Annotated in this window: 26 protein-coding genes; 20 read left to right on the top strand and 6 right to left on the bottom strand. The window is 72.1% G+C overall.

Annotated elements, in window-relative coordinates:
• The first annotated feature begins 164 nt into the window (after positions 1–164).
• The 4 genes from tsf (at position 165) to ACFQ3T_RS17570 (ending at position 3386) form a co-directional block, all read left to right on the top strand.
• Positions 165–980, top strand: coding sequence for a translation elongation factor Ts (gene tsf / locus ACFQ3T_RS17585; protein WP_380724360.1), 816 nt, complete (start codon positions 165–167; stop codon positions 978–980).
• A gap of 139 nt (positions 981–1119) precedes the next feature.
• Positions 1120–1830 carry a UMP kinase gene (gene pyrH, locus ACFQ3T_RS17580; protein ID WP_380724362.1) on the top strand — a complete coding sequence of 237 codons (711 nt, stop codon included), beginning with the start codon at positions 1120–1122 and terminating at the stop codon, positions 1828–1830.
• Between the two features lie 46 nt (positions 1831–1876).
• Positions 1877–2434 carry a ribosome recycling factor gene (gene frr, locus ACFQ3T_RS17575; RefSeq protein ID WP_380724359.1) on the top strand — a complete coding sequence of 186 codons (558 nt, stop codon included), beginning with the start codon at positions 1877–1879 and terminating at the stop codon, positions 2432–2434.
• Positions 2435–2513: 79 nt separating this feature from the next.
• Positions 2514–3386: a phosphatidate cytidylyltransferase gene (locus tag ACFQ3T_RS17570; protein WP_447009393.1), complete on the top strand. Its 873-nt coding sequence runs from the start codon at positions 2514–2516 to the stop codon at positions 3384–3386.
• Between the two features lie 16 nt (positions 3387–3402).
• On the opposite strand, the gene ACFQ3T_RS17565 is transcribed toward ACFQ3T_RS17570, so the two are convergent.
• Complete coding sequence (locus ACFQ3T_RS17565) at positions 3403–4182, bottom strand: VOC family protein (protein WP_380724361.1); 780 nt, start codon at positions 4180–4182, stop codon at positions 3403–3405.
• Between the two features lie 91 nt (positions 4183–4273).
• Here ACFQ3T_RS17565 and ACFQ3T_RS17560 point away from each other — a divergent pair, with 91 nt between their 5' ends.
• Complete coding sequence (locus tag ACFQ3T_RS17560; RefSeq protein WP_380724356.1) at positions 4274–5020, top strand: class I SAM-dependent methyltransferase; 747 nt, start codon at positions 4274–4276, stop codon at positions 5018–5020.
• Between the two features lie 25 nt (positions 5021–5045).
• Positions 5046–6029, top strand: a complete 984-nt coding sequence (locus tag ACFQ3T_RS17555) for an aldo/keto reductase (RefSeq protein WP_380724355.1) — start codon at positions 5046–5048, stop codon at positions 6027–6029.
• A 1-nt stretch (position 6030) separates the two neighbouring features.
• On the opposite strand, the gene ACFQ3T_RS17550 is transcribed toward ACFQ3T_RS17555, so the two are convergent.
• Positions 6031–6705 (bottom strand): PadR family transcriptional regulator, encoded by a 675-nt coding sequence (locus ACFQ3T_RS17550; protein ID WP_380724354.1) that lies wholly within the window; start codon positions 6703–6705, stop codon positions 6031–6033.
• 109 nt (positions 6706–6814) lie between these two features.
• On the opposite strand from ACFQ3T_RS17550, the gene rlmN reads away from it, so the two are divergent.
• The 4 genes from rlmN (at position 6815) to ACFQ3T_RS17530 (ending at position 11814) form a co-directional block, all read left to right on the top strand.
• Complete coding sequence (gene rlmN, locus ACFQ3T_RS17545; RefSeq protein ID WP_380724353.1) at positions 6815–7921, top strand: 23S rRNA (adenine(2503)-C(2))-methyltransferase RlmN; 1107 nt, start codon at positions 6815–6817, stop codon at positions 7919–7921.
• A gap of 147 nt (positions 7922–8068) precedes the next feature.
• Positions 8069–9208 carry a hypothetical protein gene (locus ACFQ3T_RS17540; protein ID WP_380724352.1) on the top strand — a complete coding sequence of 380 codons (1140 nt, stop codon included), beginning with the start codon at positions 8069–8071 and terminating at the stop codon, positions 9206–9208.
• A 13-nt stretch (positions 9209–9221) separates the two neighbouring features.
• A complete protein-coding gene (locus tag ACFQ3T_RS17535) occupies positions 9222–10073 on the top strand; it encodes a hypothetical protein (protein ID WP_380724351.1) in 852 nt (283 codons plus the stop codon).
• Between the two features lie 178 nt (positions 10074–10251).
• Positions 10252–11814: a serine/threonine-protein kinase gene (locus ACFQ3T_RS17530; protein WP_452603482.1), complete on the top strand. Its 1563-nt coding sequence runs from the start codon at positions 10252–10254 to the stop codon at positions 11812–11814.
• Between the two features lie 68 nt (positions 11815–11882).
• Here ACFQ3T_RS17530 and ACFQ3T_RS17525 read toward each other — a convergent pair whose 3' ends face one another.
• Positions 11883–12140, bottom strand: a complete 258-nt coding sequence (locus ACFQ3T_RS17525) for a DUF2631 domain-containing protein (RefSeq protein WP_380724349.1) — start codon at positions 12138–12140, stop codon at positions 11883–11885.
• A 179-nt stretch (positions 12141–12319) separates the two neighbouring features.
• Here ACFQ3T_RS17525 and ACFQ3T_RS17520 point away from each other — a divergent pair, with 179 nt between their 5' ends.
• Together ACFQ3T_RS17520 and ACFQ3T_RS17515 are read left to right on the top strand one after the other, a co-directional pair.
• Positions 12320–13996: a sensor histidine kinase gene (locus ACFQ3T_RS17520; RefSeq protein ID WP_380724348.1), complete on the top strand. Its 1677-nt coding sequence runs from the start codon at positions 12320–12322 to the stop codon at positions 13994–13996.
• A 3-nt stretch (positions 13997–13999) separates the two neighbouring features.
• On the top strand, positions 14000–14650 hold the full coding sequence (locus ACFQ3T_RS17515; protein ID WP_380724347.1) for a response regulator: 651 nt from the start codon (positions 14000–14002) through the stop codon (positions 14648–14650).
• Positions 14651–14777: 127 nt separating this feature from the next.
• On the opposite strand, the gene ACFQ3T_RS17510 is transcribed toward ACFQ3T_RS17515, so the two are convergent.
• Entirely contained in the window at positions 14778–15044 is a 267-nt protein-coding gene (locus ACFQ3T_RS17510; RefSeq protein ID WP_380724346.1) for a GlsB/YeaQ/YmgE family stress response membrane protein, read from the bottom strand.
• A 156-nt stretch (positions 15045–15200) separates the two neighbouring features.
• Between ACFQ3T_RS17510 and dxr the strand changes: the two genes are divergently transcribed.
• The 6 genes from dxr (at position 15201) to map (ending at position 22547) form a co-directional block, all read left to right on the top strand.
• Complete coding sequence (gene dxr / locus ACFQ3T_RS17505) at positions 15201–16421, top strand: 1-deoxy-D-xylulose-5-phosphate reductoisomerase (RefSeq protein WP_380724345.1); 1221 nt, start codon at positions 15201–15203, stop codon at positions 16419–16421.
• A 1-nt stretch (position 16422) separates the two neighbouring features.
• Positions 16423–17619 (top strand): M50 family metallopeptidase, encoded by a 1197-nt coding sequence (locus ACFQ3T_RS17500; RefSeq protein WP_380724344.1) that lies wholly within the window; start codon positions 16423–16425, stop codon positions 17617–17619.
• Between the two features lie 13 nt (positions 17620–17632).
• Positions 17633–18787, top strand: coding sequence for a flavodoxin-dependent (E)-4-hydroxy-3-methylbut-2-enyl-diphosphate synthase (gene ispG, locus ACFQ3T_RS17495; RefSeq protein WP_380724343.1), 1155 nt, complete (start codon positions 17633–17635; stop codon positions 18785–18787).
• A gap of 49 nt (positions 18788–18836) precedes the next feature.
• Positions 18837–19691 carry a GNAT family N-acetyltransferase gene (locus ACFQ3T_RS17490; RefSeq protein ID WP_380724342.1) on the top strand — a complete coding sequence of 285 codons (855 nt, stop codon included), beginning with the start codon at positions 18837–18839 and terminating at the stop codon, positions 19689–19691.
• A 46-nt stretch (positions 19692–19737) separates the two neighbouring features.
• Positions 19738–21552, top strand: a complete 1815-nt coding sequence (locus ACFQ3T_RS17485; RefSeq protein ID WP_380724341.1) for a penicillin-binding transpeptidase domain-containing protein — start codon at positions 19738–19740, stop codon at positions 21550–21552.
• Positions 21553–21689: 137 nt separating this feature from the next.
• Entirely contained in the window at positions 21690–22547 is an 858-nt protein-coding gene (gene map / locus ACFQ3T_RS17480) for a type I methionyl aminopeptidase (RefSeq protein ID WP_380724340.1), read from the top strand.
• Here map and ACFQ3T_RS17475 read toward each other — a convergent pair.
• Positions 22534–23232 (bottom strand): alpha/beta fold hydrolase, encoded by a 699-nt coding sequence (locus ACFQ3T_RS17475; RefSeq protein WP_380724339.1) that lies wholly within the window; start codon positions 23230–23232, stop codon positions 22534–22536. The genes map and ACFQ3T_RS17475 overlap by 14 nt on opposite strands.
• Positions 23233–23300: 68 nt before the next feature.
• Here ACFQ3T_RS17475 and ACFQ3T_RS17470 point away from each other — a divergent pair, with 68 nt between their 5' ends.
• Entirely contained in the window at positions 23301–24824 is a 1524-nt protein-coding gene (locus tag ACFQ3T_RS17470) for a cobyric acid synthase (RefSeq protein WP_380724338.1), read from the top strand.
• Positions 24825–24864: 40 nt separating this feature from the next.
• Here ACFQ3T_RS17470 and ACFQ3T_RS17465 read toward each other — a convergent pair whose 3' ends face one another.
• Complete coding sequence (locus tag ACFQ3T_RS17465) at positions 24865–25770, bottom strand: EamA family transporter (protein WP_380724337.1); 906 nt, start codon at positions 25768–25770, stop codon at positions 24865–24867.
• Between the two features lie 73 nt (positions 25771–25843).
• Here ACFQ3T_RS17465 and ACFQ3T_RS17460 point away from each other — a divergent pair.
• Positions 25844–26689, top strand: an 846-nt coding sequence (locus ACFQ3T_RS17460; protein WP_380724336.1) for a LysR family transcriptional regulator, incomplete at its 3' end; no start/stop codon positions are given.

The following is a 26689-nucleotide window of genomic DNA, read 5'->3' as shown; positions in this document are numbered from 1 at the left end:
CGCGCCCGCCACGACCAAGGCGGGCGCGGCGCGCGCACAGGCACCGCACCACCCCCAGCAGGGCACCGCACCACCCCCCAGCGCGTAACCGCGTCGGCGGCGCCGCCTGACTGACGCAGTGGCGACACCGACGAACAGACCGCAGAAGGAACGGAAATCGCACGATGGCGAACTACACCGCCGCTGACGTGAAGCGCCTCCGCGAGCTGACCGCCGCAGGCATGATGGACTGCAAGAAGGCGCTCGAGGAAGCCGACGGCGACTTCGACAAGGCGGTCGAGATCCTGCGCATCAAGGGTGCGAAGGACGTCGGCAAGCGCGCCGAGCGCACGACCTCCAACGGCCTGGTCGTGGCCGAGGACGGCGTGATGATCGAGCTGCGCTGCGAGACCGACTTCGTCGCCAAGAACTCCGACTTCCAGGACCTGGCCTCCCGGATCGTCGCGGTGGCCAAGGCGACCCGCCCGGCCGACGCCGAGGTCCTGAAGGCCACCGACCTCGACGGCCAGACCGTCGACGCGGTCGTGCAGGAGTTCTCCGCCAAGATCGGCGAGAAGCTGGAGCTGGCCAAGGTCGCCGTCTTCGACGGCACCGTGACCACCTACCTGCACCGCCGTGCCGCCGACCTGCCGCCGGCCGTCGGCGTGGTGGTCGAGTACACCGGTGACAACGAGGACGCCGCCCGCGGCGCCGCGATGCAGATCGCCGCGATGCGTCCCCGCTACCTCACCCGCGACGAGGTCCCCGCGGACGTCGTGGCCAACGAGCGCCGCATCGCCGAGGAGACCGCCCGCGAGGAGGGCAAGCCGGAAGCGGCCCTGTCCAAGATCGTCGAGGGTCGGGTGAACGGCTTCTTCAAGGACGTCGTGCTCCTGGAGCAGGCTTCCGTGACGGAGTCCAAGAAGACCGTCAAGGCCGTGCTGGACGAGGCCGGGGTCACCGTGACCCGCTTCGCCCGGTTCGAGGTCGGCCAGGCCTGATTCGCGTGAGGGCGGGGTTGCGCGCAGACGTCGCGACCCCGCCCTTGCCGTGTCCAGAGGAGGACCTGTGAGCGCAGAGGTAGACCACGCGAAAGCGGATCACGCCGACGACGAGCCCACCCACGGCTTCCGCCGGGTGATGCTCAAGCTGGGCGGCGAGATGTTCGGCGGGGGCGGTGTGGGCGTCGACCCCGACGTCGTGCAGACCGTGTCGCGCCAGATCGCCGCGGTCGTCCGAACCGGGGTCCAGGTCGCGGTCGTCATCGGCGGCGGCAACTTCTTCCGCGGCGCGGAGCTGCAGCAGCGCGGCATGGACCGCAGCCGCGCCGACTACATGGGCATGCTCGGCACCGTGATGAACTGCCTCGCCCTGCAGGACTTCCTGGAGCGCGAGCACGGCATCGAGACCCGCGTGCAGACCGCCATCACGATGGGCCAGATCGCCGAGTCCTACATCCCGCGCCGGGCCATGCGGCACCTCGACAAGGGGCGCGTGGTGATCTTCGGCGGCGGCGCCGGCATGCCGTACTTCTCCACCGACACCACGGCCGCGCAGCGCGCGCTGGAGATCGGCTGCGAGGTCGTGCTGATGGCGAAGGCCGTGGACGGCGTCTACACCGCGGACCCGAAGATCGACCCGAACGCGCAGATGTACGACAACATCACGCACCGGGAAGTCCTCGAACGCGGCCTCAACGTCGCCGACGCGACCGCGTTCAGCCTGTGCATGGACAACAACATGCCGATCATGGTGTTCAACCTGCTCACCGAGGGGAACATCGCGCGGGCCGTGCGTGGTGAGAAGATCGGCACACTGGTGAGCACCCCCGGTGGTCGCCCGTCCTTCTAGACCTGCTGGGATTCGAGCCGAACTGCGCACTTCAAGGGAGTCAGCCGTGATTGACGAGACCCTCCTCGACGCCGAGGAGAAGATGGAAAAAGCGGTGTCCGTGGCGAAGGAGGACCTGGCCTCGGTCCGCACCGGTCGCGCCAACCCCTCCATGTTCTCCCGCATCGTGGTCGAGTACTACGGTTCGCCGACCCCGCTGAACCAGCTCGCCAGCGTCGCCATCCCCGAGGCGCGCATGGCCGTGATCAAGCCGTACGACGCCAGCCAGCTCAACGCGGTCGAGAAGGCCATCCGCGACTCGGACCTGGGCGTGAACCCCAGCAACGACGGCTCGATCATCCGCGTGGTGATCCCGCAGCTGTCCGAGGAGCGCCGCCGCGAGATGGTGAAGGTCGCCAAGGGCAAGGGCGAGGACGCCAAGGTGTCCATCCGCAACATCCGCCGCAAGGCCAAGGAAGAGCTGGACCGCCTGGTCAAGGACGGCGAGGTCGGCGAGGACGACGGTTCCCGCGCCGAGAAGGAGCTGGAGAACGTCACCCACCGGTACGTCGCCCAGGTCGAAGAGCTGGTCAAGCACAAGGAAGCCGAGCTGCTCGAGGTCTAGCTCGACCGGGTGGTGGGCGTCGGGTTTCGTCGGGTCGGGTGACCGATCGCGGGCGTCGGGTGGCCGGTCGACGGCCGTGATGGGAGCACAGCAGGTGTCAGGCGGCGGTGACCGAGGCGCGCCGGAGAAGAACGCGTCACGCGCGGGGCGCAACCTGCCCGCGGCCATCGCCGTGGGCGTCGGCTTGGGCGCCGTCATCCTCGTGGCGCTGTTCACGGTGCGCGAGCTGTTCGTGGGCGTCGTCGCGATCGCGGTCGCGGTGTCGACGTACGAGCTGGCGGGCGCGCTCCGGCGCAGCGCGGACATCCGGGTGGCGCTGCTGCCCGTCCTGCTGGGCGGTCAGGCCGTCGTGTGGCTGGCCTGGCCGTACGAGCGCGCCGGGGTGCTCAGCGCGTTCGTCGTGACGATGCTGGTGTGCCTGATCTGGCGGCTCAAGGACGGCGCGGACGGCTACCTGCGGGACGTCACCGCGTCCGTCTTCACGGTCGCCTACGTGGCGGTGTTCGCGGCGTTCGCGGTGATGCTGGTCGTGCCGGACGACGGCGTGTTCCGCGTCCTCGCGTTCCTGATCGGCGTCGTGCTGTCCGACACCGGCGGGTACGTGGCCGGCGTGCTGTTCGGCAAGCACCCGATGGCCCCCACCATCAGCCCGAAGAAGTCGTGGGAGGGCTTCGCGGGCTCGATGGTGGCGGGCATGGTCGGCGGCGCGCTCACCGTCGGCCTGATGCTCGACGGCCAGTGGTGGCAGGGCGTGCTGTTCGGCGCGGCGCTCGTCGTCACGGCCACGGCGGGCGACCTGGTCGAGTCGCTGATCAAGCGCGACCTGGGCGTCAAGGACATGGGCACGCTGCTGCCGGGTCACGGCGGGCTGATGGACCGGATGGACTCGCTGCTGCCGTCGGCCGTGGTGGGCTGGCTGCTCCTGCACACGTTCGTGCCCGCGGCGGGCTGACGCGCGCTCGCGACGCTCACTCGTCGTACGGGTCGTCGATCGGCGACCCCACCTCGTCCTCGGACAGCGGCGTGGTGCGCGACGGGTCGATCACCGAGAACACCGCGCCCGTGTGGTCGGCGACGACGGTGATCCGGCCGAACGGCGTGTCGTAGGGCTCCACGGTGACGCGCCCGCCCAGCTCCAGCACCCGGGACGCGGTGGTGTCCGCCCCGATCTCCGGCGCCGCGGTGAAGTACACCATCCAGTGCGGCGGGGTGCCCGGGGCGAACGCGCGGCCCATCCGCTGGCGGCCGAGCACGGTGTGCCCGTGCAGCGCCCAGATCGTGTAGTCCACGGCGCTGCCGTCACCGATCTGGGTGATCTCGTAGCCGCACAGCTCGCCGAAGAACTCGTCCGCCGCCTGCCCGTCACGGGTGTTCAGCTCGGCCCACGCGTACGCGCCGTGGCCGTCGGTGCCGAACACCCAGTCGGCGGGGACGTGCCGGAACCCGACCACGGCCCCGGTGGGGTCGGCGAGGATCGTCACCGCGTCGGACGGCTCGCCGAGCACGGTCCCGCCCAGCGCGTGCGCCTTCTCGGCGGTGGCGCGGGCGTGCGGCGTGTTCAGGTACAGCGTCCACGCGCTCGGCTGGTCCGCGGCGACCAGCTCGGCCACCGGCAGGCCGTCGACCAGCGCGACCGTGCCGCCGCCCGTGTCGGAGAAGTACCAGCCGAACAGGCCGGAGTAGAAGTCGGCCGTGGCGCGCAGGTCGGTGGTGGCGAGGTCCACCCAGCACGGCGCGCCGTGGTGCATTTCGGCCAAAGCGGGAGAATTCGGGACGATCGACACCGCTTACCTCCCCACGGACCAGTGTTCGATCACGCTACGGCTCTAAAGTCGTCCCGTGAAGGGATTGGTCCGCGCAGCGTGGGCGGCGGTACGGCCGGTCGACGTCCTGCCGAGCCCGAACATCTGGCACTGGCCCGAGGTCTACGAGGTTGAGAACCGCGCGCAGGACGTCGACGGCGCGATCTGGCGGGCGCTCCGCGAAGAGTGCGACTGGGCCGGTCGGGACGTGGTCGACGTCGGCTGCGGCGACGGGTTCCACCTGCCGGTCTTCGCCCGCGAGGCGCGGACCGTGACGGGTGTCGAACCGCACCCGCCGCTGGTCCGCCGGGCGCGGGCACGGGTGGCGGAGGTGCCCAACGCCGAGGTGGTGGCGGGCCCGGCGCAACGGCTGCCGCTGCCCGACGCGAGCGCGGACGTCGTGCACGCCCGCACGGCGTACTTCTTCGGACCCGGTTGTGAGCCCGGCCTGCGCGAGGCGGACCGGGTGCTCCGGCCCGGCGGCGCGCTGGCGATCGTGGACCTCGACGGGCTGGCCGCGCCGTACGGGCCGTGGTTGTGCGCCGACGAGCCGCGCTACAACCCGGCGGAGGTGGAGCGGTTCTTCGCCGACCAGGGGTTCTCGCTGTGCCGCGTGCGCGCGCTGTGGCGGTTCGAGAAGCGCGAGGACCTGGAGGCGGTGCTGCGGATCGAGTTCTCGGAGGCGGTCGCGGAGCGGGCCGTCGCCCAGACACCCGGCCTGTCGTTCGAGGTCGGGTACCGGGTCCACGTGAGACGCAAGCCGGCCGGGATTGTGCTGCCCTGAGAACGCTCACATAGGATTGGGAGTCGTGGAGAACAGGAACGCGGTGAGGTTGGGCCGGCAGGTCGGCGTCGTGGGTCTCGGCTGCTGGCAGCTCGGCGCGGACTGGGGCCAGGTCGAGGAGTCCGACGCGCTGGCGGTGCTGCACGCCGCCGCCGACACCGGCGTGACCTTCTTCGACACCGCCGACGTGTACGGGGACGGCCGCAGCGAGGCGCTGGTCGGCAAGTTCCTCCGCGAGCGCGGCGACGCGGGCATCACGGTGGCCACCAAGATGGGCCGCCGGGTCGAGCAGACGCCGGAGAACTACAACCGGGACAACTTCCTGGCCTGGAACGACCGGTCGCGCGCCAACCTCGGCGTCGACACGCTCGACCTCGTTCAGCTGCACTGCCCGCCGACGCCGGTCTACTCGACCGACGAGGTGTTCGACGTGCTGGACGAGATGGTCGAGGCGAAGCGGATCGCCGCCTACGGCGTGAGCGTGGAGACCGTGGACGAGGCGCTGACCGCGATCGCCCGGCCGGGTGTCGCGAGCGTCCAGATCATCCTCAACGCGCTGCGCCACAAGCCGCTGGAGCGGGTGCTCCCGGCGGCGGCGGAGGCGGGCGTGGCGATCATCGCCCGCGTTCCGCTCGCCTCGGGGCTGCTGTCCGGCAAGTACACGGCGTCGACCACGTTCGGCGCGGACGACCACCGCAACTACAACCGCAGCGGCGACGCGTTCGACGTCGGCGAGACGTTCTCCGGCGTGCCGTTCGAGGTCGGTCTGGAGGCGGTGGAGCGGCTGCGGCCGCTGGTGCCCGCCGGCGCGACCATGGCGCAGTTCGCGCTGCGGTGGATCGTGGACCAGCCGGGCGTCACCGTGGTCATCCCCGGCGCCCGCAACGCCGAGCAGGCTCGCGCCAACTCGGCCGCCGCGGACCTCGCGCCGTTGCCCGAGTCGGCTCAGGACGAGGTGCGCGCGGTGTACGACTCGCTGATCCGCCCGCTGGTCCACGACCGCTGGTAGTTCACTCGTCCGGGTTGTCTTCCTCGACGTCCAGCTCACCGAGGATCGCGTAGAGCTTCCGGCGGGCCTCGCTGAGGACCTCGACGGCCCTGGCCTGCTGCTCGCGCGTGCCCGCGTGGGCCATCTGCTGCATCGCCGCGCCGAGGTGGCGTGCCGCCGTGCGCAGCTTCGCGGCGTTGACGTCGACGTCGTCGTTGACCTGCTGCCACGGCGGCACGCCCTCGAGCTTGGCCGCTTCCGCCTGCCCGGCCTCGGTCAGCGTGAACAGCTTCTTGCCGCCCGTCTCCTCGGTCGAGGCGACGAGGCCCTCGTCGGCCAGCATCTGCAACGTCGGGTAGACCGACCCCGGGCTGGGCCGCCAGAGGCCGTCCGTGCGGGCCCCGATCTCCTGGATCATCTCGTAGCCGTGCATCGGGCGTTCGGCGAGCAGCGCGAGCACGGCCGCGCGGACGTTGCCCTTGCGCTGCCTGCCGCCCCGTCCCCGGCCTCGGCCTCGGCCGAAGAAGCCCGGCGGCTCGGGCGGGATGGGCGGCATGGGCGGGCCGCCGAACGGTCCGCCGGGGCCGAAGCCGCCGGGCCCGCCAGGGCCGAACCCGCCGCCGAATCCGCGCGGCGGGCCGCCGAACCCGTGCTCCCGGTGGTGCCGGTGCGCGTGGTGGTCGCGGTGGAACCTCATGTCGGTACTCCTTGCTGGCGATCGGTTCTGACGTATCGACGATATATCGGAACGTATCGCGATGCAACGGTGATGGTGGTCGCCCGGCCGTGGGACACTGGAGGGCGCTATGACTGCCCTTCCCCTCGTCTTCGACGCGCCCAAGCGCGGCCTGCCGCCGCGCCACCTCGCCGACCTGTCCGCCGACCAGCGTCGCGAGGCCGTCGCCGCGCTCGGCGAGAAGCCGTTCCGCGCGGCGCAGCTGTCGAACCACTACTTCGGTCGGCTGACCGTCGACCCCGACGCGATGACCGACATCCCCGCCGCCACCCGCGACCGCCTGGTCGCCGACCTGATGCCGCCGCTGTGGAGCGAGCTGCGCAGCGTGGAGGCCGACGGCGGCACGACGCGCAAGACGTTGCTGCGCGCCCACGACGGCACGCTGGTCGAAAGCGTCCTCATGCGCTACCCGGACCGCGCCACGCTGTGCATCTCCAGCCAGGCCGGCTGCGGCATGGCGTGCCCGTTCTGCGCGACCGGCCAGGGCGGGCTCACCCGCAACCTGTCCACCGCGGAGATCGTGGACCAGGTGCGGCGGGGCGCGGCGGCCATGCGCGACGGCGAGCTGCCCGGCGGGCCCGGCCGGCTGTCGAACATCGTGTTCATGGGCATGGGCGAGCCGCTGGCCAACTACAAGCGCGTGGTCGAGTCCGTGCACCGCATCTGCGACCCGGCGCCGGACGGGCTGGGCATCTCCCAGCGCTCGGTGACCGTGTCGACGGTCGGCCTGGTGCCCGCGATCCGGAAGCTGACCGAGGAGAATTTGCAGGTCAGGCTCGCCGTGTCGCTGCACACGCCGGACGACGAGCTGCGCGACACGCTGGTGCCCGTCAACACCCGGTGGAAGGTCGCCGAGGTGCTGGAAGCGGCCCGCGGCTACGCGGACCGCACCGGTCGGCGGGTGTCGATCGAGTACGCCCTGATCCGCGACATCAACGACCAGCCGTGGCGCGCCGACATGCTCGGCAAGCTGCTGCGCCGGCACCTGGGGCAGCTCGTGCACGTCAACGTCATCCCGCTGAACCCCACGCCGGGTTCGAAGTGGGACGCGTCGCCGAAGCCGGTGGAGCGGGAGTTCGTGCGGCGCGTGAACGAGCAGGGCGTCGCGTGCACCGTGCGGGACACGCGCGGCCAGGAGATCGCCGCCGCCTGCGGCCAGCTCGCCGCCGAGGGCTGAGTTTCCCGCACGGGGCAGTTTCCTTCGACGAGAAACCGACCCAACCGGGCGAGGTTTCCTCACCGGTTCAGTTTCCCGATCGGGGAAAGTTGGCCATCGGGGCAAGTTTTCTTGCTCAAGCTCGGTTTGTCGTGGCACTCTGTCGCTGTGGACGAGACCCCGCTGAGCGACGACGAGGTACTGCTGCGCGGCATCCAGCAGCTTGGCGACCTGCTCGGGCCGACTTGGGAACTGGCTCCGCGCAGTGACGTGGCCGAGCGTGGAGGTGTGGACGCCCTCGTCGACGTGAGGCCGCCGGACGGAGGCGTCCAAGCCCAGTTGGCGATAGAGGTCAAGGCCGGCCTGACCCCGCGCCAGGTGGAGGATCGGCTGTTGCCGCGGTGGAGCCTGATCAAGCAGGTCAACTCGGGTACGAACCTGCTGGTGCTGTCTCCTTGGCTCGGTCGGCGGACCCGGGAACTCCTGAGCGGGCACGGCATCGGCTACCTCGACCTGACCGGGAACATCCACCTCCGCGTGCGCCGTCCGGCGATCGTGATCCACACCGAAGGCGCGGCCAAGGACCCCCGTGCGAGCGCGTCGCGTCGCGTCGGCGGTCCCACCCTCGCCGGGCCACGAGCGGGCCGCTTGGTCCGTGTGCTCGCCGACCACGTGCCGCCGTACCGTGCGACGCAGCTCGCCACGGCGACGGAGTTGAGCTTGCCATGGGTCTCCAAGCTGTTGACACAGCTCGAAGACCAACTCCTGATTCGCCGGGAGGGCAGGGTCGTCACGCACGTGGACTGGCAGAACCTCCTTCGCGCTCGCGCGGAGTCCTACAACCTGCTCAGGAACAACCCGTACGTCGGCATGCTGGCTCCCAACGGGATCGAGCAGGTGCTGCACGACATAAAAGCAGGCTCATCACCGGTTCCCGGGGGAGCACTCGACGTGGTCGTCACCGGCCACCACGCGGCACGGGCAGTCGCTCCGCTGGCTTCCGGTGGGCAGCTGATGCTCTACGTCCACCACGGTCCGCACACCGCGGACGAGGTGGGTGACCGATTGGGGTTGCTGCGCGTCGACGCCAACGCCGACGTGCTCTTGATGCGAGCTCACGACGACGTGGTCTTCCGTGATCGACGGGATGTCGGCGGCGTGCCCCACGTGGCGTTGAGCCAGCTGGTCGTGGACTGCTTGGCTGGTCCGGGACGCATGCCGGCCGAGGGCGAGGCGGTGCTCGAGTACATGGCAGACAACGAGCGCCGGTGGCGACGAGCCGAGTTGCCGAACGGTGAGGCCAGGTAGGAGCGAAATCCTCATGTCGAAGGTTCCGGACGGTGTCGCTCCCGATCAGCTGAACACGACCGCGCGCAAAGTGCTGCTCGACGGGTTGGAGGCGCTGGCCGCGCACCGCGCCGCCATAACCGTGATCGGCGCCCAGGCGGTGTACCTGCGCACGTCGAAGGCCGCGCTCAAGAGCGCCGCGTTCACCTCGGACGGCGACCTCGCGCTGGACCCGGATGTCCTGGGGGACGAGCCGCTGGTGGACGAGGCGTTGACGGCGGCCGGGTTCAGGCTCCGCCATGCCGAGCAGCCGGGTCTGTGGGTGCGACCGGAGGTCATCGACGGCCGAGCGGTCGAGGTGGAGTTGGACATCCTCGCCGGCCATTCCTTGGCGTCGGGTGGTCGTGCCGCCAGGATCCCGCCACACGGCAAGATGTCCGCCAAGAAGGTGCGGGGGATCGAGGTCGCGGTGGTGGACCGCTCCCCGATGGTGGTCCGGAGCCTGACTCCGGAGGACGATCGCCGCGTCGAGGTCAACGTCGCGGGACCGGTAGCCCTCCTCGTGGCCAAGGCGTTCAAGATCGAAGACCGCCTCCTGGGCGCGGCGAAGCGCCCCGACCGACTCGTGAACAAGGACGCGGCGGACGTGCTGCGGATCATGATGGCGGTCCCGGTGCGGGAGGTCGCCTCCTCGTTGGCGGAACTGGTCCGCGACCCACGCGTCGGACCGGTGGCGACCGCCGGCGTGGAAATGCTCGGCACGCAGTTCGGTGGGGCGGATGCCCCCGGTGTTCAGATGGCGGTGGACGCGCTCGCCGGTGACGTGCCTGCCGACCGCGTCCGCTTGCTGGCTCCGGCCTACCTCCGCAACCTGCACCGGACGTAGTCGCCGCCGCCGGCTCGCCGCCGAGGGCTGACCCCGGCCCTCCTCCCGACGACGCGGGACGAGGCCGCCATCCGTTGTGCGGCTACGATCCCAGCCGTCGGTCGACGAGGGGGGACTCGTGCAGTCGAAGCTGGTGGCGGGCCGGTACGCGACGGTCCGCGAGCTGGGGCGCGGCGGCATGGGCGTGGTCTGGTTGGCGGAGGACCGGGTCATCGGCCGGCGGGTCGCGCTGAAGGAGCTGCGGACCTCCTCGACCACCGAGCTGGAACGCGTGCTGCGGGAGGCGCGCACCGCCGGGCGGCTCAACAGCCCCGCGGTCGTCACCGTGCACGACGTGCTGTCCGAGCACGGCACCACCTACATCGTCATGGAGCTGGTCGAGGCGCCGACGCTGGCCGACCTGATGCGCGGCGGGCCGATGCCGGCCGACCGGGTGGCCGCGATCGGGCTGGAGGTGCTGCGGGCGCTGGGTACCGCGCACGCGGCCGGTGTCGTCCACCGGGACGTCAAGCCCAGCAACATCATGGTGCTGCCGGACGGCGGGGTGAAGCTCGCCGACTTCGGCATCGCCCGCGCGCTGGACGACCCCGGCCTCACCGTCACCGGCGGCGTGATGGGCTCTCCCGGCTACATGGCGCCGGAGCTGTTCGCCGGCCAGTCGCCGTCTCCGGCGTCGGACCTGTGGGCGTTGGGCGCGACGCTGTTCCACGCGGTGGAGGGCCGGTCGCCGTTCCAGCGGGACTCCACCGCCGCCACCATGCACGCGATCATGTACGAGGCTCCGGTGCTGCGCCGGTGCACCGGACCGCTGGCCACCGCCGTGATGGGCCTGCTCACGCAGTCGCCGGCGGGCCGCCTCACCGCCGCCCGGGTGCGTGACCTGCTCTCCGGCGTGGACGGACCTCCCCGCGCGGTCGAGGCGCCGACCCGTGCCGTCGAGCCCGACACGGTGATCATCGAGGCGCCCACGGGCCTGGCGTCCGCGCCGGTGTCGAACACCCGCCCCGGCTGGGGCGACGAGTGGGACGACGAGCCGCGGAAGCCCAAGCGCAGACTCGCCTTGCTGGCGGGGGCCGCCGTCGCCGTCACGGCCCTCGCGCTGACCGCCGTGTTCGTGCTGGTGCCCGACCCCGAGGAGGGGCGCGCGTCAGGCGCCGACGGCTCGTCGTCCCTGGCGCAGGCCACTCCCACCGGGACGACCACGTCCGCGTCCACGGCAGGCAGCAGCACGGCGAGCAGCAGCAGCGGGAGCAGCGCTCCGTCGTCGCCGCCGCCGTCCTCGGGCGCGGGCAGGACCACGGTGACGACCACGCAGGCCGCCGTGCCGCCGGTCGCCGCGACGACCACGACGCCCGCCAAGCCGCCCCGCCAGACCGCGGGGCTGACCCGGTTCCGCAACGCCGAGGGCTGGCACTACACCGGGTCGACGCTGCTCGCGACGCCCGGCGGGTTCACGCCGGAGGGCGTGCTGGGCAAGCTCGCGATCAACGCCGAGCCGGACACCCGGCCGCTGTACTCGTGCCAGATCAAGAACAGCCAGGACCGCATGAGCTCCGTCTCGCCCACGTGCGAGGGGCAGACGGTGTACGGGCTGCTCGGGCACGTGTTCACCAAGCCGCCGGCCGACGTGCCGTCGAAGGAGCTGTACCGCTGCAACCTCGGCGGGCACCACTTCGAATCCCTCAGCCCGACGTGCGAGGGCAAGACGGTCGAGTTCCGGATCGGTTGGGTGCTCGGGTAGCGCCGAGGCCGGTCTCCCGAAGCGCCAAGCGCCAGGAGCGGCGAGCCCGGGTCAGGGGAGTCGGTGGACTACCGGCGCCACGACGTGCGGCTGCGCACCTGGTCCCAGATCAGCAGCCCGGCCATGCTCAGGCCGACCAGCACGACCCACAGGTCCTCGGTGCGGCCGTGGTGGTTGCCGATCAGCAGGGAGAACACGCCCAGCGTCGACAGCCAGCCCGCGATCTTGATGCCCTTGGGGAAAGTGCCGTGCCAACCCCACTCGGCCGACGGCTCGTCGTGGGTGTCGACCGCCCGACGCTTGTCCAGTTCCGAGGACGAAGACACAGCCGCACGACCTTCCTGCCCGATCACGTTCACCAACGCCGTCATCGTCGCACATCACCGCTCGCGGGCGGGACGTGAGGTGCGCGGCACCGGTGCTTGCCGGACGTCAACTTTCGTCGGAGCGCTTCTAGACCAACGAACGCCGCACGCGACCTGGGAGTTCTTTACCGTTGTCCCCTGTGACGTCTGTCGTTCAGCGCCTCCGGCCGGCCCTGCCGGACTTCCGGGAGGCACCCGCCGCGTTCCTGCGCACCCACGCCGAGCGCCTCGGCGACGTCACGCGGTGGCGGGTCGGGCGCGAGGTGCTCGCGGTCCTCGTGCTGCTCGGCCTCGACGTGTTCCCCGGCTGGCTCGCGGGCGACTGGGAGCTGTCCGGCTGGGTGCTGGCGGCCGTCGGGGCCGGTTACGTGGCGCTCTACCTGTCGCGGCTGCTGTTCCCCGCGTTGGCGCTGCTGGCCGGCACGTGGGTGGTGTTCAGCGCCGAGCACGGCGGGATCGCGCTGGTCATCATGCTCAGCTACGCGGCCGGGTACCGGATCGCGCCGTGGCAGCGGGCGCTGATCACCGCGGTCGTCGCGCTCGCGCTGCACATGCTGGCGTGGGACGTGTCCAGCCCCGGCCTGTCCGGCCCGTTCGGCTTCTGGGTGATGCTCACCGTCTACGGCATGGTGGTCGCCCTGCCGTTCCTGGTCGGCCGGTACGCGGCGCAGCGCAACGCGCTCGTCGCCGCCCTCCAGGAGCGCGAGGAACGGGTGGTGCGGGAGCGGCGGATGGTGTCGCGCCAGGTCCGGCTGCGGGAGCGCAACCGGATCGCCCAGGACATGCACGACAGCCTCGGCCACCGGCTCAGCCTGATCTCGGTGCACGCGGGCGCGCTGGCCCTGGACGGCGACCTCGGCGACCGCCAGCGGGAAGCGGTGCAGGTGCTCCGCACGGCGGCGCTCACGGCGATGGAGGAGCTGCGCGGCGTCATCGGCGTGCTGCGGCGGGACGAGGAGCCCGAGGAGGACCAGGCGCGCCGCACGACCGTCGGCGGCCCCGACAACCGGACCGTGGACGCGATCGACGAGCTCGTCGACGGCGCGCGGCGGGCCGGTGTGCGGGTGAGCCTGGTGCGCGGCGGTCAGGCCGTGCCGCTGCCCGCGAAGGTGAGCCACGCCGCCTACCGCATCGCCCAGGAGGGCCTGACCAACGCGAACAAGCACGCGCCGGGCGCGAGCGTGCAGGTGACCGTGAAGTACGAGCCGGACGCGCTGGTGGTCGAGGTCCGCAACAACCCGCCGCGGGCGAAGCTGCCCAAGGGCGCCGGGTTCGGCCTGGTCGGCCTGGGCGAGCGGGTGCGGCTGGCCGGCGGGATGCTGCACGTCGGCGAGCTGCCCACGGGCGGGTTCCGGATCGCCGCCGTGCTGCCGTACGAGGACACCGCCGCGGCGGGCGACGAGCCGTCCGACGACGAGCCGCTGGACGGCGAGCCGGCCGGGCCCGCGAAGCCCACCGGCATCCGCAAGTGGGCGGGCGTCGGCTCGATCCTGCTGGCCGGGATCGTGGTGATCGTGGTCGTCGGCGGCTACACGTGGCTGGGCACGCAGCCCGTCACCAAAGTGGTGTCCGACGAGTTGTACGACTCGGTGTCGGTCGGGCAGGCGGAGTCGGAGGTCCTGGCGAGGCTGCCGGGCGGCGCCGAGCCGCCGCTGGGCGACATCAGGTCCGACTCCGCGCCGGAGCCGTCCGGCGCCCGGTGCGAGTACCGGGTGGCCGACCGGCAGACCTACTCCTCGCGGGCGACCAGGATCGTGCGGTTCTGCTTCGCGGACGGCAAGCTCGTCGAGAAGAACACCCACCTGCAGGGGATGTGAACGTTGATCCGGGTCCTCATCGCCGACGACGAGCCGCTGATGCGCGCGGGCATCAAGGCCATCCTCGGCACCGCCGACGACATCGACGTGGTCGCCGAGGCCGGTGACGGGCGGGAAGCGGTGCGGGTCGTCCTCGAACGGCGCGTCGACGTCGCCGTGCTCGACATCCGGATGCCGCGGCTGGACGGCCTGGCGGCGGCGCGGGAGCTGCGGTCCGTCGCGCCGACCGTGCGGGTGGTGATGCTCACCACGTTCGGCGAGGACGACAACATCGTCCGGGCCCTGTCGGACGGCGCGGCCGGGTTCCTGCTGAAGGACTCGGCGCCCGAGGAGCTGCTGCGCGCCGTGCGGGCCGTGCACACGGGCGAGGCGTACCTGTCACCGATGGTGACGAGCCGGGTGGTGGGGATGGTCGCCCAGGTGGGCCAACCGCGCCGGCAGGAGGCTCGGCGGCAGGTCGAGGGGCTGACCGAGCGCGAGGTCGAGGTGCTGGCGCTGCTGGGGCTGGGGATGTCCAACGCGGACGTCGGCCAGCGGTTGCACATGAGCGAGGCGACCGTGAAGACGTACGTGAGCAGGCTGCTGGCGAAGCTGGGGCTCACCAACCGGGTGCAGGCGGCGCTGCTGGCGCGTGACGCCGGTCTCGCGGGGTGAACAATGCGCGGCGGTAAACGACCGTGGGGCGTTCCGTAAAAGCCCGGAACAGCGGAGTGCCCCGCCGAGAAATTCTCGGCGGGGCACTCCGGGTGTGGTTCCGAGCGTCAGGCGAAGGTCATGCCGGTCATGCCCTGGCGCGGCTGCCGGTAACCAGGCGGTAGATGCCGAGGACGATCAGCGAGCCGAGGATGGCCAGGAGCCAGGTGCTCAGGTCGAAGAACGAGCTGATGTCGGACCCGAAAATGGCCCGGCCGACGAAGCCTCCGATCACGGCGCCGACAATGCCGAGCAGCATCGTGATGATGATGCCGCCGGGGTCCCGACCAGGCATGATGGCCTTGGCGATGGCACCCGCGATGAGGCCGAGGACGATCCAACCCAAGATGCCCACGGGGGCTCTCCTTCCTGATGGCCGCGACGGGCGGATCCGTCGAGGCGCTTGATCAGGGAGTGCCCACGTTCGGGTGAAGCCACTCTCGCGTTACCGTTCCGTTATCGAAGTACCGCTGTGCGGGCTATCAGGTTGCTTCCGGAACAATGGAGGGTGATGAGCACACCACGCACGGTTCTGGTCCTCGGTTCCACGGGTTCCGTGGGCACCCAGGCACTCGACGTCATCGCCGCGAACCGCGACCGGTTCACCGTCGTCGGACTGGCCGCCGGTGGCGCCGATCCGGCCGCCCTCGCCGCCCAGGCCGTCGAGTTCGGCGTGGAGGCGGTCGCCGTCGCCAGGGCCACCGCGGTCGAGGACGTCACGCTCGCCCTCTACGCCGAGGCGCAGCGGCGCGGCTACGCCCGAGGCGCGTTCAAGCTGCCGCGCATCCTCGCGGGTCCCACCGCGATGACCGACCTGATCGACTCGACGCCCGTGGACGTGGTGCTCAACGGCATCACCGGCTCCATCGGCCTCGCACCGACCCTGCACGCCCTGAAGACCGGCGCGACGCTCGCCCTGGCGAACAAGGAGTCGCTGATCGCGGGCGGCCCGCTGGTGCTGAAGGCGGCCCGTCCCGGCCAGATCGTGCCGGTGGACTCCGAGCACTCGGCGCTCGCCCAGTGCCTGCGCGGCGGCCGGGCCGACGAGGTGGCGCGCCTGGTGCTCACCGCGTCGGGCGGGCCGTTCCGCGGGCGCACCCGCGCCGAGCTGGCCGACGTCACCGCCCGCGAGGCGTCGGCCCACCCGACCTGGTCCATGGGGCCGGTCATCACCATCAACTCGGCCACGCTGGTGAACAAGGGCCTGGAGCTGATCGAGGCGCGGCTGCTGTTCGACGTGCCGTACGACCGCATCGACGTGGTCGTGCACCCGCAGTCGGTGGTTCACTCGATGGTGGCGTTCTCGGACGGGTCGACGCTCGCGCAGGCCAGCCCGCCGGACATGCGGCTGCCGATCGCGCTGGCCCTCGGCTGGCCGGACCGCGTCCCCGGAGCCGCGGCCCCGTGTACTTTCGACGTGGCGACGGCGTGGACGTTCGAGCCCCTGGACGACGAGACGTTCCCCGCGGTGCGGCTGGCCAGGCAGGCGGGCTCCGGCGGGGGCTGCCTCCCGGCGGTCTACAACGCGGCGAACGAGGAAGCGGTGGCCGTCTTCCTCGGCGGCGGCACGTCGTTCACCTCCATCGTGGACACTGTCGACCGGGTGCTCGCGGAGGCGGACGGCTGGGCGCACGAGCCCGCCGACGTCGCCGAAGTCCTCGCGGCGGAGCATTGGGCCCGGGCGCGGGCGCGGGAACTCGTGGCCACTTCGGTGGGGTCTGGAAGGGACTGACGTGCTCGTCTTCTTGGGCATTCTGCTGTTCGCGCTGCTGATCGGCATCTCGATCGCGCTGCACGAACTGGGCCACCTGGCCACGGCGAAGATGTTCGGGATGAAGGTGACCCGGTACTTCATCGGGTTCGGCCCCCGCATCTGGTCGTTCCGCCGGGGCGAGACCGAGTACGGCATCAAGGCCATCCCGGCGGGCGGGTTCTGCGAGATCACCGGCATGACCGCCCTGGAGGAGGTCGCGCCGGAGGACCGCCACCGCGCGTTCAACCGGCAGAAGACGTGGAAGCGCGTCGTGGTGCTCTCCGCGGGCTCCATCACGCACTTCATGGTCGGCTTCGTGATCCTGTACTTCATGGCGTTCACGATGGGCATCCCGAACCTGCGGGACACTCCCCTGGTCGCCGAGGTCACGCCGTGCGTGCAGAGCGACGCCGCGGCGGACTGCGCGCCCGGCGTGCCGGCCCCGGCCAAGGACGCGGGCTTCCTGGCGGGCGACGAGATCGTGGCCGTGGCCGGGACGGCGACGCCGACGTGGGCGGACGTGCTGAAGAAGACCCGCGAGCGGTCCGGCACGACCGAGTTCAAGGTGCTCCGCGACGACCGCGAGATGACGCTGACGGTGGACGTGGCGCGGGTCGAGCGCGAGCTCGAGCGCGAGGACGGCACCCGGTTCAAGACCGAGGTCGGCGCGATCGGGATCATCCACCAGCGCAACTTCGAGTACAACGCGCTCACCGCCGTCGGCGGGGCCACCAAGTTCACCGGCATCATGTTCGAGAACACCTGGCAGGGCCTGCTGCGGTTCCCGCAGAAGATCCCCGCCGTGATCGAGGCGATCGGCGGCGCGGAGCGCGACGTGGACAGCCCGGTCAGCGTGGTCGGCGCGAGCCGGCTCGGCGGCGAGGCGGTCGACCGCGGCCTGTGGCAGCTGTTCTGGCTGATGCTGGCGGGGCTGAACTTCTTCGTCGGTGTGTTCAACCTCCTGCCCCTGCTGCCGCTTGACGGTGGTCACATCGCCGTCAACCTGTACGAACGGGTGCGAAACTGGTTCCGGAAGCTGCGTGGCCTGCCGGACGGCGCCCCGGTGAACTACCTGCGGCTCTTGCCGCTCACGTATTTCGCGATCTTCGTCGGCGGGTCGGTCACGTTGCTCACGATCACCGCGGACATCGTCAACCCCATCAAGCTCTTCCAGTGAGAGGTGCCAGTTCATGAGTGACGGCGTCATGCTCGGTATCCCGGCGATGCCGCCGCCGGTGTTGTCGGAACGGCGCAAGACCCGCCAGCTCATGGTGGGCTCGGTGGGTGTCGGTAGCGAGTTCCCGGTGTCGGTCCAGTCGATGACGACGACCGTGACGGCGGACGTCAACGCGACGTTGCAGCAGATCGCGGAGCTGACGGCGGCGGGCTGCGACATCGTCCGGGTGGCGTGCCCGTCCCAGGACGACGCGGACGCGCTGGCGGCCATCGCGCGCAAGTCGCAGATCCCGGTGATCGCGGACATCCACTTCCAGCCGAAGTACGTGTTCGCGGCGATCGAGGCCGGGTGCGCCGCGGTGCGGGTGAACCCGGGCAACATCAAGAAGTTCGACGACAAGGTCAAGGAGATCGCGGCGGCGGCCCGCGACCACGGCACCCCGATCCGGATCGGCGTGAACGCGGGGTCGCTCGACCCGCGGTTGATGGCCAAGTACGGCAAGGCGACGCCGGAGGCGCTGGCGGAGTCGGCGCTGTGGGAGGCGTCGCTGTTCGCCGAGCACGACTTCCACGACCTGAAGATCTCGGTCAAGCACAACGACCCCGTGGTGATGGTCCGGGCGTACGAGCTGCTGGCCGAGCAGTGCGACTACCCGTTGCACCTGGGCGTGACGGAGGCCGGTCCGGCGTTCCAGGGCACGATCAAGTCGGCCGTGGCGTTCGGCGCGCTGCTGCGGCAGGGCATCGGCGACACGATCCGGGTGTCGCTGTCGGCGCCCCCGGTGGAGGAGGTGAAGGTCGGGCACCAGATCCTCCAGTCGCTCAACCTGCGCCCCCGCAAGCTGGAGATCGTGTCCTGCCCGTCGTGCGGCCGGGCGCAGGTGGACGTGTACACGCTGGCGGAGCAGGTCACGGCGGGTCTGGAGGGCATGGAGGTGCCGCTGCGGGTCGCCGTGATGGGCTGCGTCGTGAACGGTCCGGGCGAGGCCCGCGAGGCCGACCTGGGCGTGGCGTCCGGCAACGGCAAGGGCCAGATCTTCGTCAAGGGCAAGGTCGTCAAGACCGTCCCCGAGCACCAGATCGTCGAAACCCTCATCGAGGAGGCCATGCGCATCGCCGAGGAGATGGGTGAGTCCGCGCAGGGCGAACCGGTCGTCACGGTCGGCTGAGCGGGTGGTGGACGCGCCGCGCGGGCCGTCCATCTGGCAGGCTTGAACCGTGCTGAGGTTGGCTGGCGCGCGCCTTCTCGACGAGCGGGACCTGACGGAGGTCCTGGCGGTGCTCGCGGCCGACCCGGTGGCGTCCTGCATGGTCGCCGCACGGGTCGAGGCCGCGGGCCTCGACCCGTGGCGGCTGGGCGGCGAGGTGTGGGCGTACGACCACCGCTCGTTGCGCGGTGGCCGGCTGGACGCCCTGTGCTTCGCCGGCCCCAACCTCATCCCGCTGCGCGGCAACGCGACGGCGCTGCGCAGCTTCGCCGACCGGGCCCGCCGCCGGGGCCGCATGTGCTCGTCCCTGGTCGGGCCCGCGGAGCAGGTGCTCGGCCTGTGGGAGGAGCTGGCCCCGGACTGGGGCCCGGCCCGCGAGGTGCGCGGCGACCAGCCGTTGATGGCGTTGGGCGGCAGCCCGTCGATCCCGCTGGACCCGCTGGTCCGACCGGTGCGCCCGGACGAGCTCGACCGGTACCTCCCCGCGGCGATCGCCATGTTCATCGAGGAGGTCGGCGTCGACCCGTGCGCCGACGACGGCGGCGCGTCGTACCGGGCGCGGGTGGCCGAGCTGATCGCGGGCGGGCGGGCGTTCGCCCGGTTCGAGGGCGGCGACGTCGTGTTCAAGGCCGAGATCGGGGCCTTGTCCGCGCGGGTCGGCCAGATCCAGGGCGTGTGGGTGCGGCCGGACCGCCGGGGCCGGGGCATCGGGACGGCCGGCACCGCCGCGGTGGCGGAACGCCTGGTCAAGGGCCTGGGCCGGACGGCGTCGCTGTACGTGAACTCGTACAACGACGTGGCGAAGGCCGCCTACCGCAAGATCGGGTTCACCCAGGTCGGCCAGTACGCGACCGTGCTGTTCTGAACGGCGGCCCGCCGCGCGGTCGGGCGGACCGGGCATACTCGGCGGCGTGATCGCGCGCACGCCGGCCCTGTCCCGATTGGTTCTTCCTGGGGTGGTCCTGCTGCTCGTCAGCGGCTGTGGCCTGTTCTCCTCCCCGTCCGGCCCCGACCAGGTGGCGAACGACTTCCTCACCAAGCTCGCCGCGGGCGACGTGGACGGCGCCGCCGCGGCGACCGACGACCCCGCCGGCGCGAAGGACGTGCTGACGAAGGTCCGCGAGGCGCTGAAGCCCGCCGGGCTGCGCGCCGCGACCGAGGAGGTCCGCTCGCCCGGCGAGTCGACCACGGCGGACGCGACCGCGAAGCTCGACTGGGACCTCGGCAACGGCCACACGTGGAGCTACCGGACCACGTTCGACCTGCGCCGCGGCGAAGAGGACTGGAAGGTGCACTGGGCGCCGTCGGTCGTGCACCCGAAGCTCGCCGCCGCGCAGGCGCTGGGCCGGGCGGAGGTGAGGCCGGAGCTGGCGCCGGTGCTGGACCGGGACGGCACCCCGCTGCTGGCGCCGGAGCAGGTCGTGTCGATCCTGCTCGACGCGAGGGAAGCGGGCGACGTGGCCGCGGTGGCGGGCGCGCTCGCGGCGGCGTTGACGCCCATCGACGCCGCGATCACCCAGCAGTCGATCGTCGACGGCGTGGCGAAGGTGCCCGCCGGGCAGGTGTACCAGGTGGCGGCGCTGCGCGACGCCGACTACCAGACCGTGAAGCCGGTCATCTACGAGCTGCCGGGCGTCCGGTTCACCTCCCAGACGAGCCTGCTCGCGCCGTCGCGGACGTTCGGGTCGCAGGTGTTGCCCGCCGTTCGCAAGGCGGTGGAGGAGGACATCGCCGGGCAGGCGGGCGTGCGGGTCTACACCGTCAACGCGGCCGGCGACGAGCTGGAGAACCTGCACGAGGAGGAGCCGAAGCCCGCGCAGGCGATCACGACGGCGTTGAGCCGGGCCACGCAGGTGGCGGCCGAGGACGCGCTGGAACCCGTGCCGCAGGCGGCGATGCTGGTGGCGCTGCAGGCGTCGACGGGCGACATCCTGGCCGTGGCGCAGAACGACCCGGCCGACAAGGAGGGGCCGGTCGCGCTGACCGGGCGCTACCCGCCGGGGTCGACGTTCAAGGTCGTGTCGGCGGCCGCCGCGCTCGCGGGCGGGAAGGTGACCGCGGACAGCCCGGTGCCGTGCCCCGGCCGGACCACCATCGACGGGCGCCGGATCGTGCCCAACGACCGCGAGTTCGACAAGGGCACGATCCCGCTGCACTCGGCGTTCGCGTTCTCGTGCAACACGACGTTCGCGCAGCTCGCGGCCGAGATGGCGCCGGACGCGCTGACGAAGGCGGCGGACTCGTTCGGCCTCGGCGTCGACTTCGAGGTCCCGGCCATCACCACCATCACCGGTTCCGTGCCGCCCGCCGCCGACGTGGTGGAGCGGGCGGAGGACGGGTTCGGCCAGGGCAAGGTGCTGGCGAGCCCGTTCGGGATGGCGCTGGTGGCGGCGACGGTCGCGGCGGGCGAGATGCCCGTCCCGTCGTTGCTGAAGGGCCGCGAGACCAAGGCCGACCACACCCCGACCCCGCCCGACCCGGCCGTGCTGACGGCGCTGCGGGCGATGATGCGGGAGGTCGTGGAGACCGGCACCGCGCCCCAGCTGAAGCCGTACGGCGACGTGCGGGGCAAGACGGGGACGGCGCAGTTCGGGGACGGCACGAACTCGCACGGCTGGTTCGTCGGCTACCGGGGCGACGTGGCGTTCGCGACCCTGGTCCTGGGCACCAACTCGTCCGTTCCGGCGGTCGACGCGTCGGCCCGCTTCCTCGCCGCGCTCGGCTGAACGGCCTCACCGCGGCGCGTGGTCGGCGTGGTGGGCGCCGGGGGCGGCTCCCGGTCGCCTCACCCGGAACGGTCGAACCGGCCGCGTAGGGGACACGTGGTGCGTGCCTCATCACGCTGAGCCGTAATCTGGGGGGCATGTCCGTGCGTGCCGTCCTCCAGCCAGGTGTGCTGTCCCCGCGTCGTCCGGTTCCGCCCGAGATCGAGCGGCCCGAGTACGTCGACCGGCCCGAACCCCGGCGCAACACCGATCCGTGGGTCCAGCCGCCCGAGGTCATCGAGGCGATGCGCGTCGCGGGCCGCCTGGCGGCGCAGGCGTTGCAGGAGGCGGGCAAGGTCATCGTGCCCGGCGTGACGACGGACGAGATCGACGCGGTCGCGCACGAGTTCCTGTGCGACAACGGCGCCTACCCGTCCACGCTCGGCTACCGCGGTTTCCCCAAGTCCTGCTGCACCTCGCTCAACGAGGTCATCTGCCACGGCATCCCCGACTCGACCGTGGTCGAGGACGGCGACATCGTCAACGTCGACGTCACCGCCTACATCGGCGGCGTGCACGGCGACACGAACGCCACCTTCCTCGCCGGTGACGTGAGCGAGGAGGCCCGACTCCTCGTGGAGCGCACGCACGAGGCCACCATGCGCGCCATCAAGGCCGTGAAGCCCGGCCGGCAGCTGAACGTCGTCGGCCGCGTCATCGAGGCCTACGCGAACCGGTTCGGCTACGGCGTGGTGCGCGACTTCACCGGCCACGGCATCGGCCGCACGTTCCACAGCGGCCTCATGGTGCTGCACTACGACGCGCCGCACGTGCCCACGATCATCGAGCCGGGCATGACGTTCACCATCGAGCCGATGATCACCCTCGGCGGCATCGACCACGACCTGTGGGACGACGGCTGGACGGTCACCACCCGCGACAAGAGCTGGACCGCCCAGTTCGAGCACACCATCGTGGTCACCGACGACGGCGCGGAGATCCTCACGGTCTGCTGAGCAGCGGCACCAGGGCGGACGCCACCTCGGCGGGCGACGTCACGGCGGCCAGGTGGTGGCCGTCCACCTCCACCACCGGCCAGCCCCGCTCGCGCGCCGCCGCGGCCGCCTCGTCGTAGGCCGGGCTGAGCCGCACGTACGAGCACGGGCCGTTCCACGCCACGGTGGGCCGGGGTTCCTTCAGGAACGCCAGGGGGACCTCGGGCGCCTCGGCCACGATCTCCTCCAGCAGCCGCACGTCCGGCACCATCGCGGACAGCGCCTCGGGCGCGAACCACAGGTCCCAGCGCGGCATGAGGCCGTCGCGCGCGATGGCCTTCAGGTGGGCCATGCGCTCGGCGGGCGCGTCGTCGCGCCAGCTCCGGCCGGGGGTGGGCAGGTCGGCGTCGAGGAACACGAGCCCGCGGACCGGTGTCTCCAGCGCGTCGGCGAACGCGGGCAGCAGCGGCCCGGCGCCGCTGTGCCCGACGAGCACGAGCTCGCCCTCGACCAGGGAGTCCTCCACGGCGTCCGCGAACACGCCGATCAGCCGTTGGTGCACGGGCGCGGCGTTGACGGTGACCCGCAGGTCGAGCAGCACCACCGGGTGGCCCAGCGCGGCGAGCGCCCCGGCGAGCGGGCGGAGGCTGGCCGGTCCGAGGTAGGGGCTGTGCACCAGGACTGCGGTGGCGGGGGCGTCGACCATGACGTGGATGATGTCAGCCGGAACCGACAAAGTCCGCTTGTCGGCCCGGACGGCGGTGAGGGGACCACGTGCGCAGTGCGTTGTTGGTGGCCGGCACGACGTCGGACGCGGGGAAGAGCGTCCTGGCGGCCGGCCTGTGCCGCTGGCTCACCCGGCGCGGCGTGAGGACGGCCCCGTTCAAGGCGCAGAACATGTCCAACAACTCGGTCGTGACGCAGGACGGCGGCGAGATCGGCCGGGCGCAGGCGCTCCAGGCGGCCGCGTGCGGGCTGGAGCCGAGCGTGCGGTTCAACCCCGTGCTGCTGAAGCCGGGCGGTGACCGCAGCTCCCAGGTCGTCGTGCTGGGCCGGGTCGTCGGCGAGGTGTCGGCGTTGTCGTACCGGGCGCGCAAGGCCGAGCTCCTCACCACCGTCCTCGCGACGCTGGACGGTCTGCGCGACGAGTTCGAGGTGGTGGTCTGCGAGGGCGCGGGATCGCCCGCCGAGATCAACCTCCGGGCCGACGACATCGCGAACATGGGCTTGGCGCGGGCGGCGGACCTGCCGGTGCTGGTGGTCGGCGACATCGACCGCGGCGGGGTGTTCGCCCACCTGTTCGGCACGCTCGCCCTGCTCGACCCGGCCGACCAGGCGTTGGTCGGCGGGTTCGTGGTGAACAAGTTCCGCGGCGACCCGGCGTTGCTCGAACCGGGCCTGCGGCAGCTGGGGGCGTTGACCGGACGTCCCGTGTACGGCGTGCTGCCGTGGCGGGAGGAGCTGTGGCTGGACGCCGAGGACTCCCTGTCGTACGCGGCGGACGGCGTGATCGGCCGGCCCGAGCCGCCGCGCGGCGGGCAGTGGCTGCGGGTGGCGGTGGTGCGGCTGCCGCGGATCTCCAACGCCACCGACGTGGAGGCGCTGGCGTGCGAGCCGGGGGTGTCGGTGCGGTTCGTCACCGAGCCGTCCCGGCTGGCCGACGCGGACCTGGTGGTGGTCCCGGGTTCGAAGGCCACCGTGGCGGACCTGAAGTGGTTGCGGGACACCGGCCTGGCCGACGCGATCGCCGCGCACGACGGCCCGGTGCTGGGCCTCTGCGGCGGGTTCCAGATGCTCGGCCGGACGATCGAGGACGAGGTGGAGTCGAAGGCGGGCGCGGTGGCGGGGCTCGGCCTGCTGGACGTGGACGTGCGGTTCGCGCCGGACAAGACCCTGCGCCGGCCGCACGGGACCGCGCTGGGCGAACCGGTGACGGGGTACGAGATCCACCACGGCGTGGTCACCCGCAACGGCGAGCAGGGGCTCGTCGCCCTGCCCGACGGCACGCCCGAAGGCGCGGTGCGCGGGCGGGTCGCCGGCACGCACTGGCACGGGTTGCTGGAGAACGACGCGTTCCGCCGGGAGTTCCTGCGCTGGGCCGCCGGGCACGCGGGGCGGGACGGGTTCACGCCCGCGCCGGACGTCGACTTCGCCGGTCGCCGGGCCGCGCAGCTGGACCTGCGCGGCGTCCCGGTCGCCGACCACCTCGACACGGACGCGGTGTGGGCGTTGCTGGAGCGCGGCGCGCCGGCGGGCCTGCCCGTCATCCCGCCCGCGGGCGCGCCGCCGGTCGCGTGACCCCCCGGCTTCACGGGACTTGGCTTCACGGGACCCGGCTTCACGGCACCGCGACGGGCGCCTCCACCACGGCGGGCGGTGTCGGCCGAGGGGTCCGCCGCTTGAGCGTGGTCGCCGCCATGCCCGTGATCACCAGCGCGGCCGCGCCGAGGCGGACCGGCGTGACGGCCTCGCCGAGCAGCAGCCACCCGGACAGCATCCCGGCCACCGGCACCAGCAGCGCGAACGGCACCACGGCGCTCGCCTCGTAGGTGCGCAGCAGCAGGTTCCACAGCCCGAAGCCGAGCAGCGTGGACCCCCAGGCGATGAACAGGATCGCGCCGACGCCGGTCCAGCTCAGGCCGCGCAGCGCCGCGAGGTCGGCGGCCGGTCCCTCGAACAGCAGTGACAGCGCGAGCAGCGGCAGCACGGCCACCGCGCTGACCCACACGATGAAGTTGAGCGGGTCCGGCGGCCGGGCGTACCGGGTGGCGACGTTCGCCAGGCCCCACGCCACCGCGCCGAGCACCACGAGCAGGAACGCCGAGATCGGGCTGCTCACGCCGTAGTCGACGGCGATGACCACGATCCCGACCGCCGCGACGGCCATCCCGAGCAGCTGCACGGGACGCGGCCGTTCGCGCAGCAGCACGGCGGCGAACAGGACGGTGAAGAACACCTGGCTCTGGAGCACCAGCGACGACAGGCCCGCGGGCATCCCGGCGGCCATGCCGACGAACACCAACCCGAACTTGGCGACGCCGAGCGCCAGCGCGACCGCGACGACCCACTTCCACGCCACCTTGGGCCGTCCGACGAACCACAGCGCGGGCACGGCGGCGGCGAGGAACCGCAGCGCCGAGAAGAACAGCGGCGGGAAGTCGCGCAGGCCCACCTTGATGACGACGAAGTTGACGCCCCAGATGGTGGCGACGAGCACCGCGACGGCGACGTGACGTGGTTTCACGCCACCGAGTCTCAGCGCGAGCATCGTTTAGCACTAGCGAATAATGCTGAAGCTTTCGGTTTAGGATCGCTACATGCTTGATCTCGGACGGCTCCGCGCTTTGCACGCGGTGGCGCAGCACGGCTCGGTCGGCGCGGCGGCTGCGGCACTGGGCTACACCCCGTCGGCGGTGTCGCAGCAGATCGCCAAGCTGGAGCGGGAGACCCGCACCACGCTGCTGGAACGGCGCGGTCGCGGTGTCGCGCTGACCGACGCGGCGCACCTGCTGTCCGCCACCGCCGGGCAGGTGCTCGCGCTGGTCGAGCACGCCGAGGTGGCGTTGGAGGAGCAGCGCGGGGCGGCGGTGGGCGAACTGAGGGTCGGCGCGTTCGCCACCGCCGCCCGCGGTCTGCTGCCCGCGACGCTCGCGCGCCTCGCCGACGAGCACCCGCAGCTGGACGTGCGGCTGGTCGAGCTGGACCCGCCGGACGGACTGGAGGCCGTGGCGCGCGGCGAGCTGGACCTGGCCGTCACCCACGACTGGGTGAACGCGCCGCTGGCCGTGCCGGAGCCGGTGTCCCGCGTGCGGCTCGGCGTGGACGTCGCGGACGTGCTGGTGCCCGTCGACCACCCGCTGGCGGGGCGGGAGTCGGTGGCGCCGGAGGACCTGGCGGGCGAGCGGTGGATCTGCCAGCCCGAGGGGACGATCTGCCACGACTGGCTGGTGAACACGTTCCGCGGCGCGGGCATGGAACCGGACCTGGCCTACCGGATCGCCGAGTACGAGACCCAATTGGCGTTGCTGGCCAAGGGGATCGGGGTGGCCCTGCTGCCGCGGCTCGGTCGCGGCGCGCTGCCGGACGCCGTCCGGGCGGTGCCGTTCCTGCCGACGCCGACGCGCCGCGTGTTCGCCGTGTGGCGCACGCAGGCCACGCGCCGG

This window comes from Saccharothrix hoggarensis, from assembly GCF_042678885.1.
Taxonomy (GTDB): Bacteria; Actinomycetota; Actinomycetes; order Mycobacteriales; family Pseudonocardiaceae; genus Actinosynnema; species Actinosynnema hoggarensis.
This window is presented reverse-complemented; position numbering and strand designations above follow the sequence as displayed.

Bases quoted from the DNA above. Each gene is read 5' to 3' on its own strand.
- tsf (WP_380724360.1), top strand. From the start codon at position 165: ATGGCGAACTACACCGCCGCTGACGTGAAGCGCCTCCGCGAGCTGACC.
- pyrH (WP_380724362.1), top strand. From the start codon at position 1,120: ATGCTCAAGCTGGGCGGCGAGATGTTCGGCGGGGGCGGTGTGGGCGTC.
- ACFQ3T_RS17570 (WP_447009393.1), top strand. From the start codon at position 2,514: ATGGGAGCACAGCAGGTGTCAGGCGGCGGTGACCGAGGCGCGCCGGAG.
- ACFQ3T_RS17565 (WP_380724361.1), bottom strand. From the start codon at position 4,182: ATGCACCACGGCGCGCCGTGCTGGGTGGACCTCGCCACCACCGACCTG.
- ACFQ3T_RS17550 (WP_380724354.1), bottom strand. From the start codon at position 6,705: ATGAGGTTCCACCGCGACCACCACGCGCACCGGCACCACCGGGAGCAC.
- rlmN (WP_380724353.1), top strand. From the start codon at position 6,815: ATGACTGCCCTTCCCCTCGTCTTCGACGCGCCCAAGCGCGGCCTGCCG.
- ACFQ3T_RS17535 (WP_380724351.1), top strand. From the start codon at position 9,222: ATGTCGAAGGTTCCGGACGGTGTCGCTCCCGATCAGCTGAACACGACC.
- ACFQ3T_RS17530 (WP_452603482.1), top strand. From the start codon at position 10,252: ATGGGCGTGGTCTGGTTGGCGGAGGACCGGGTCATCGGCCGGCGGGTC.
- dxr (WP_380724345.1), top strand. From the start codon at position 15,201: ATGAGCACACCACGCACGGTTCTGGTCCTCGGTTCCACGGGTTCCGTG.
- ispG (WP_380724343.1), top strand. From the start codon at position 17,633: ATGAGTGACGGCGTCATGCTCGGTATCCCGGCGATGCCGCCGCCGGTG.
- map (WP_380724340.1), top strand. From the start codon at position 21,690: ATGTCCGTGCGTGCCGTCCTCCAGCCAGGTGTGCTGTCCCCGCGTCGT.
- ACFQ3T_RS17475 (WP_380724339.1), bottom strand. From the start codon at position 23,232: ATGGTCGACGCCCCCGCCACCGCAGTCCTGGTGCACAGCCCCTACCTC.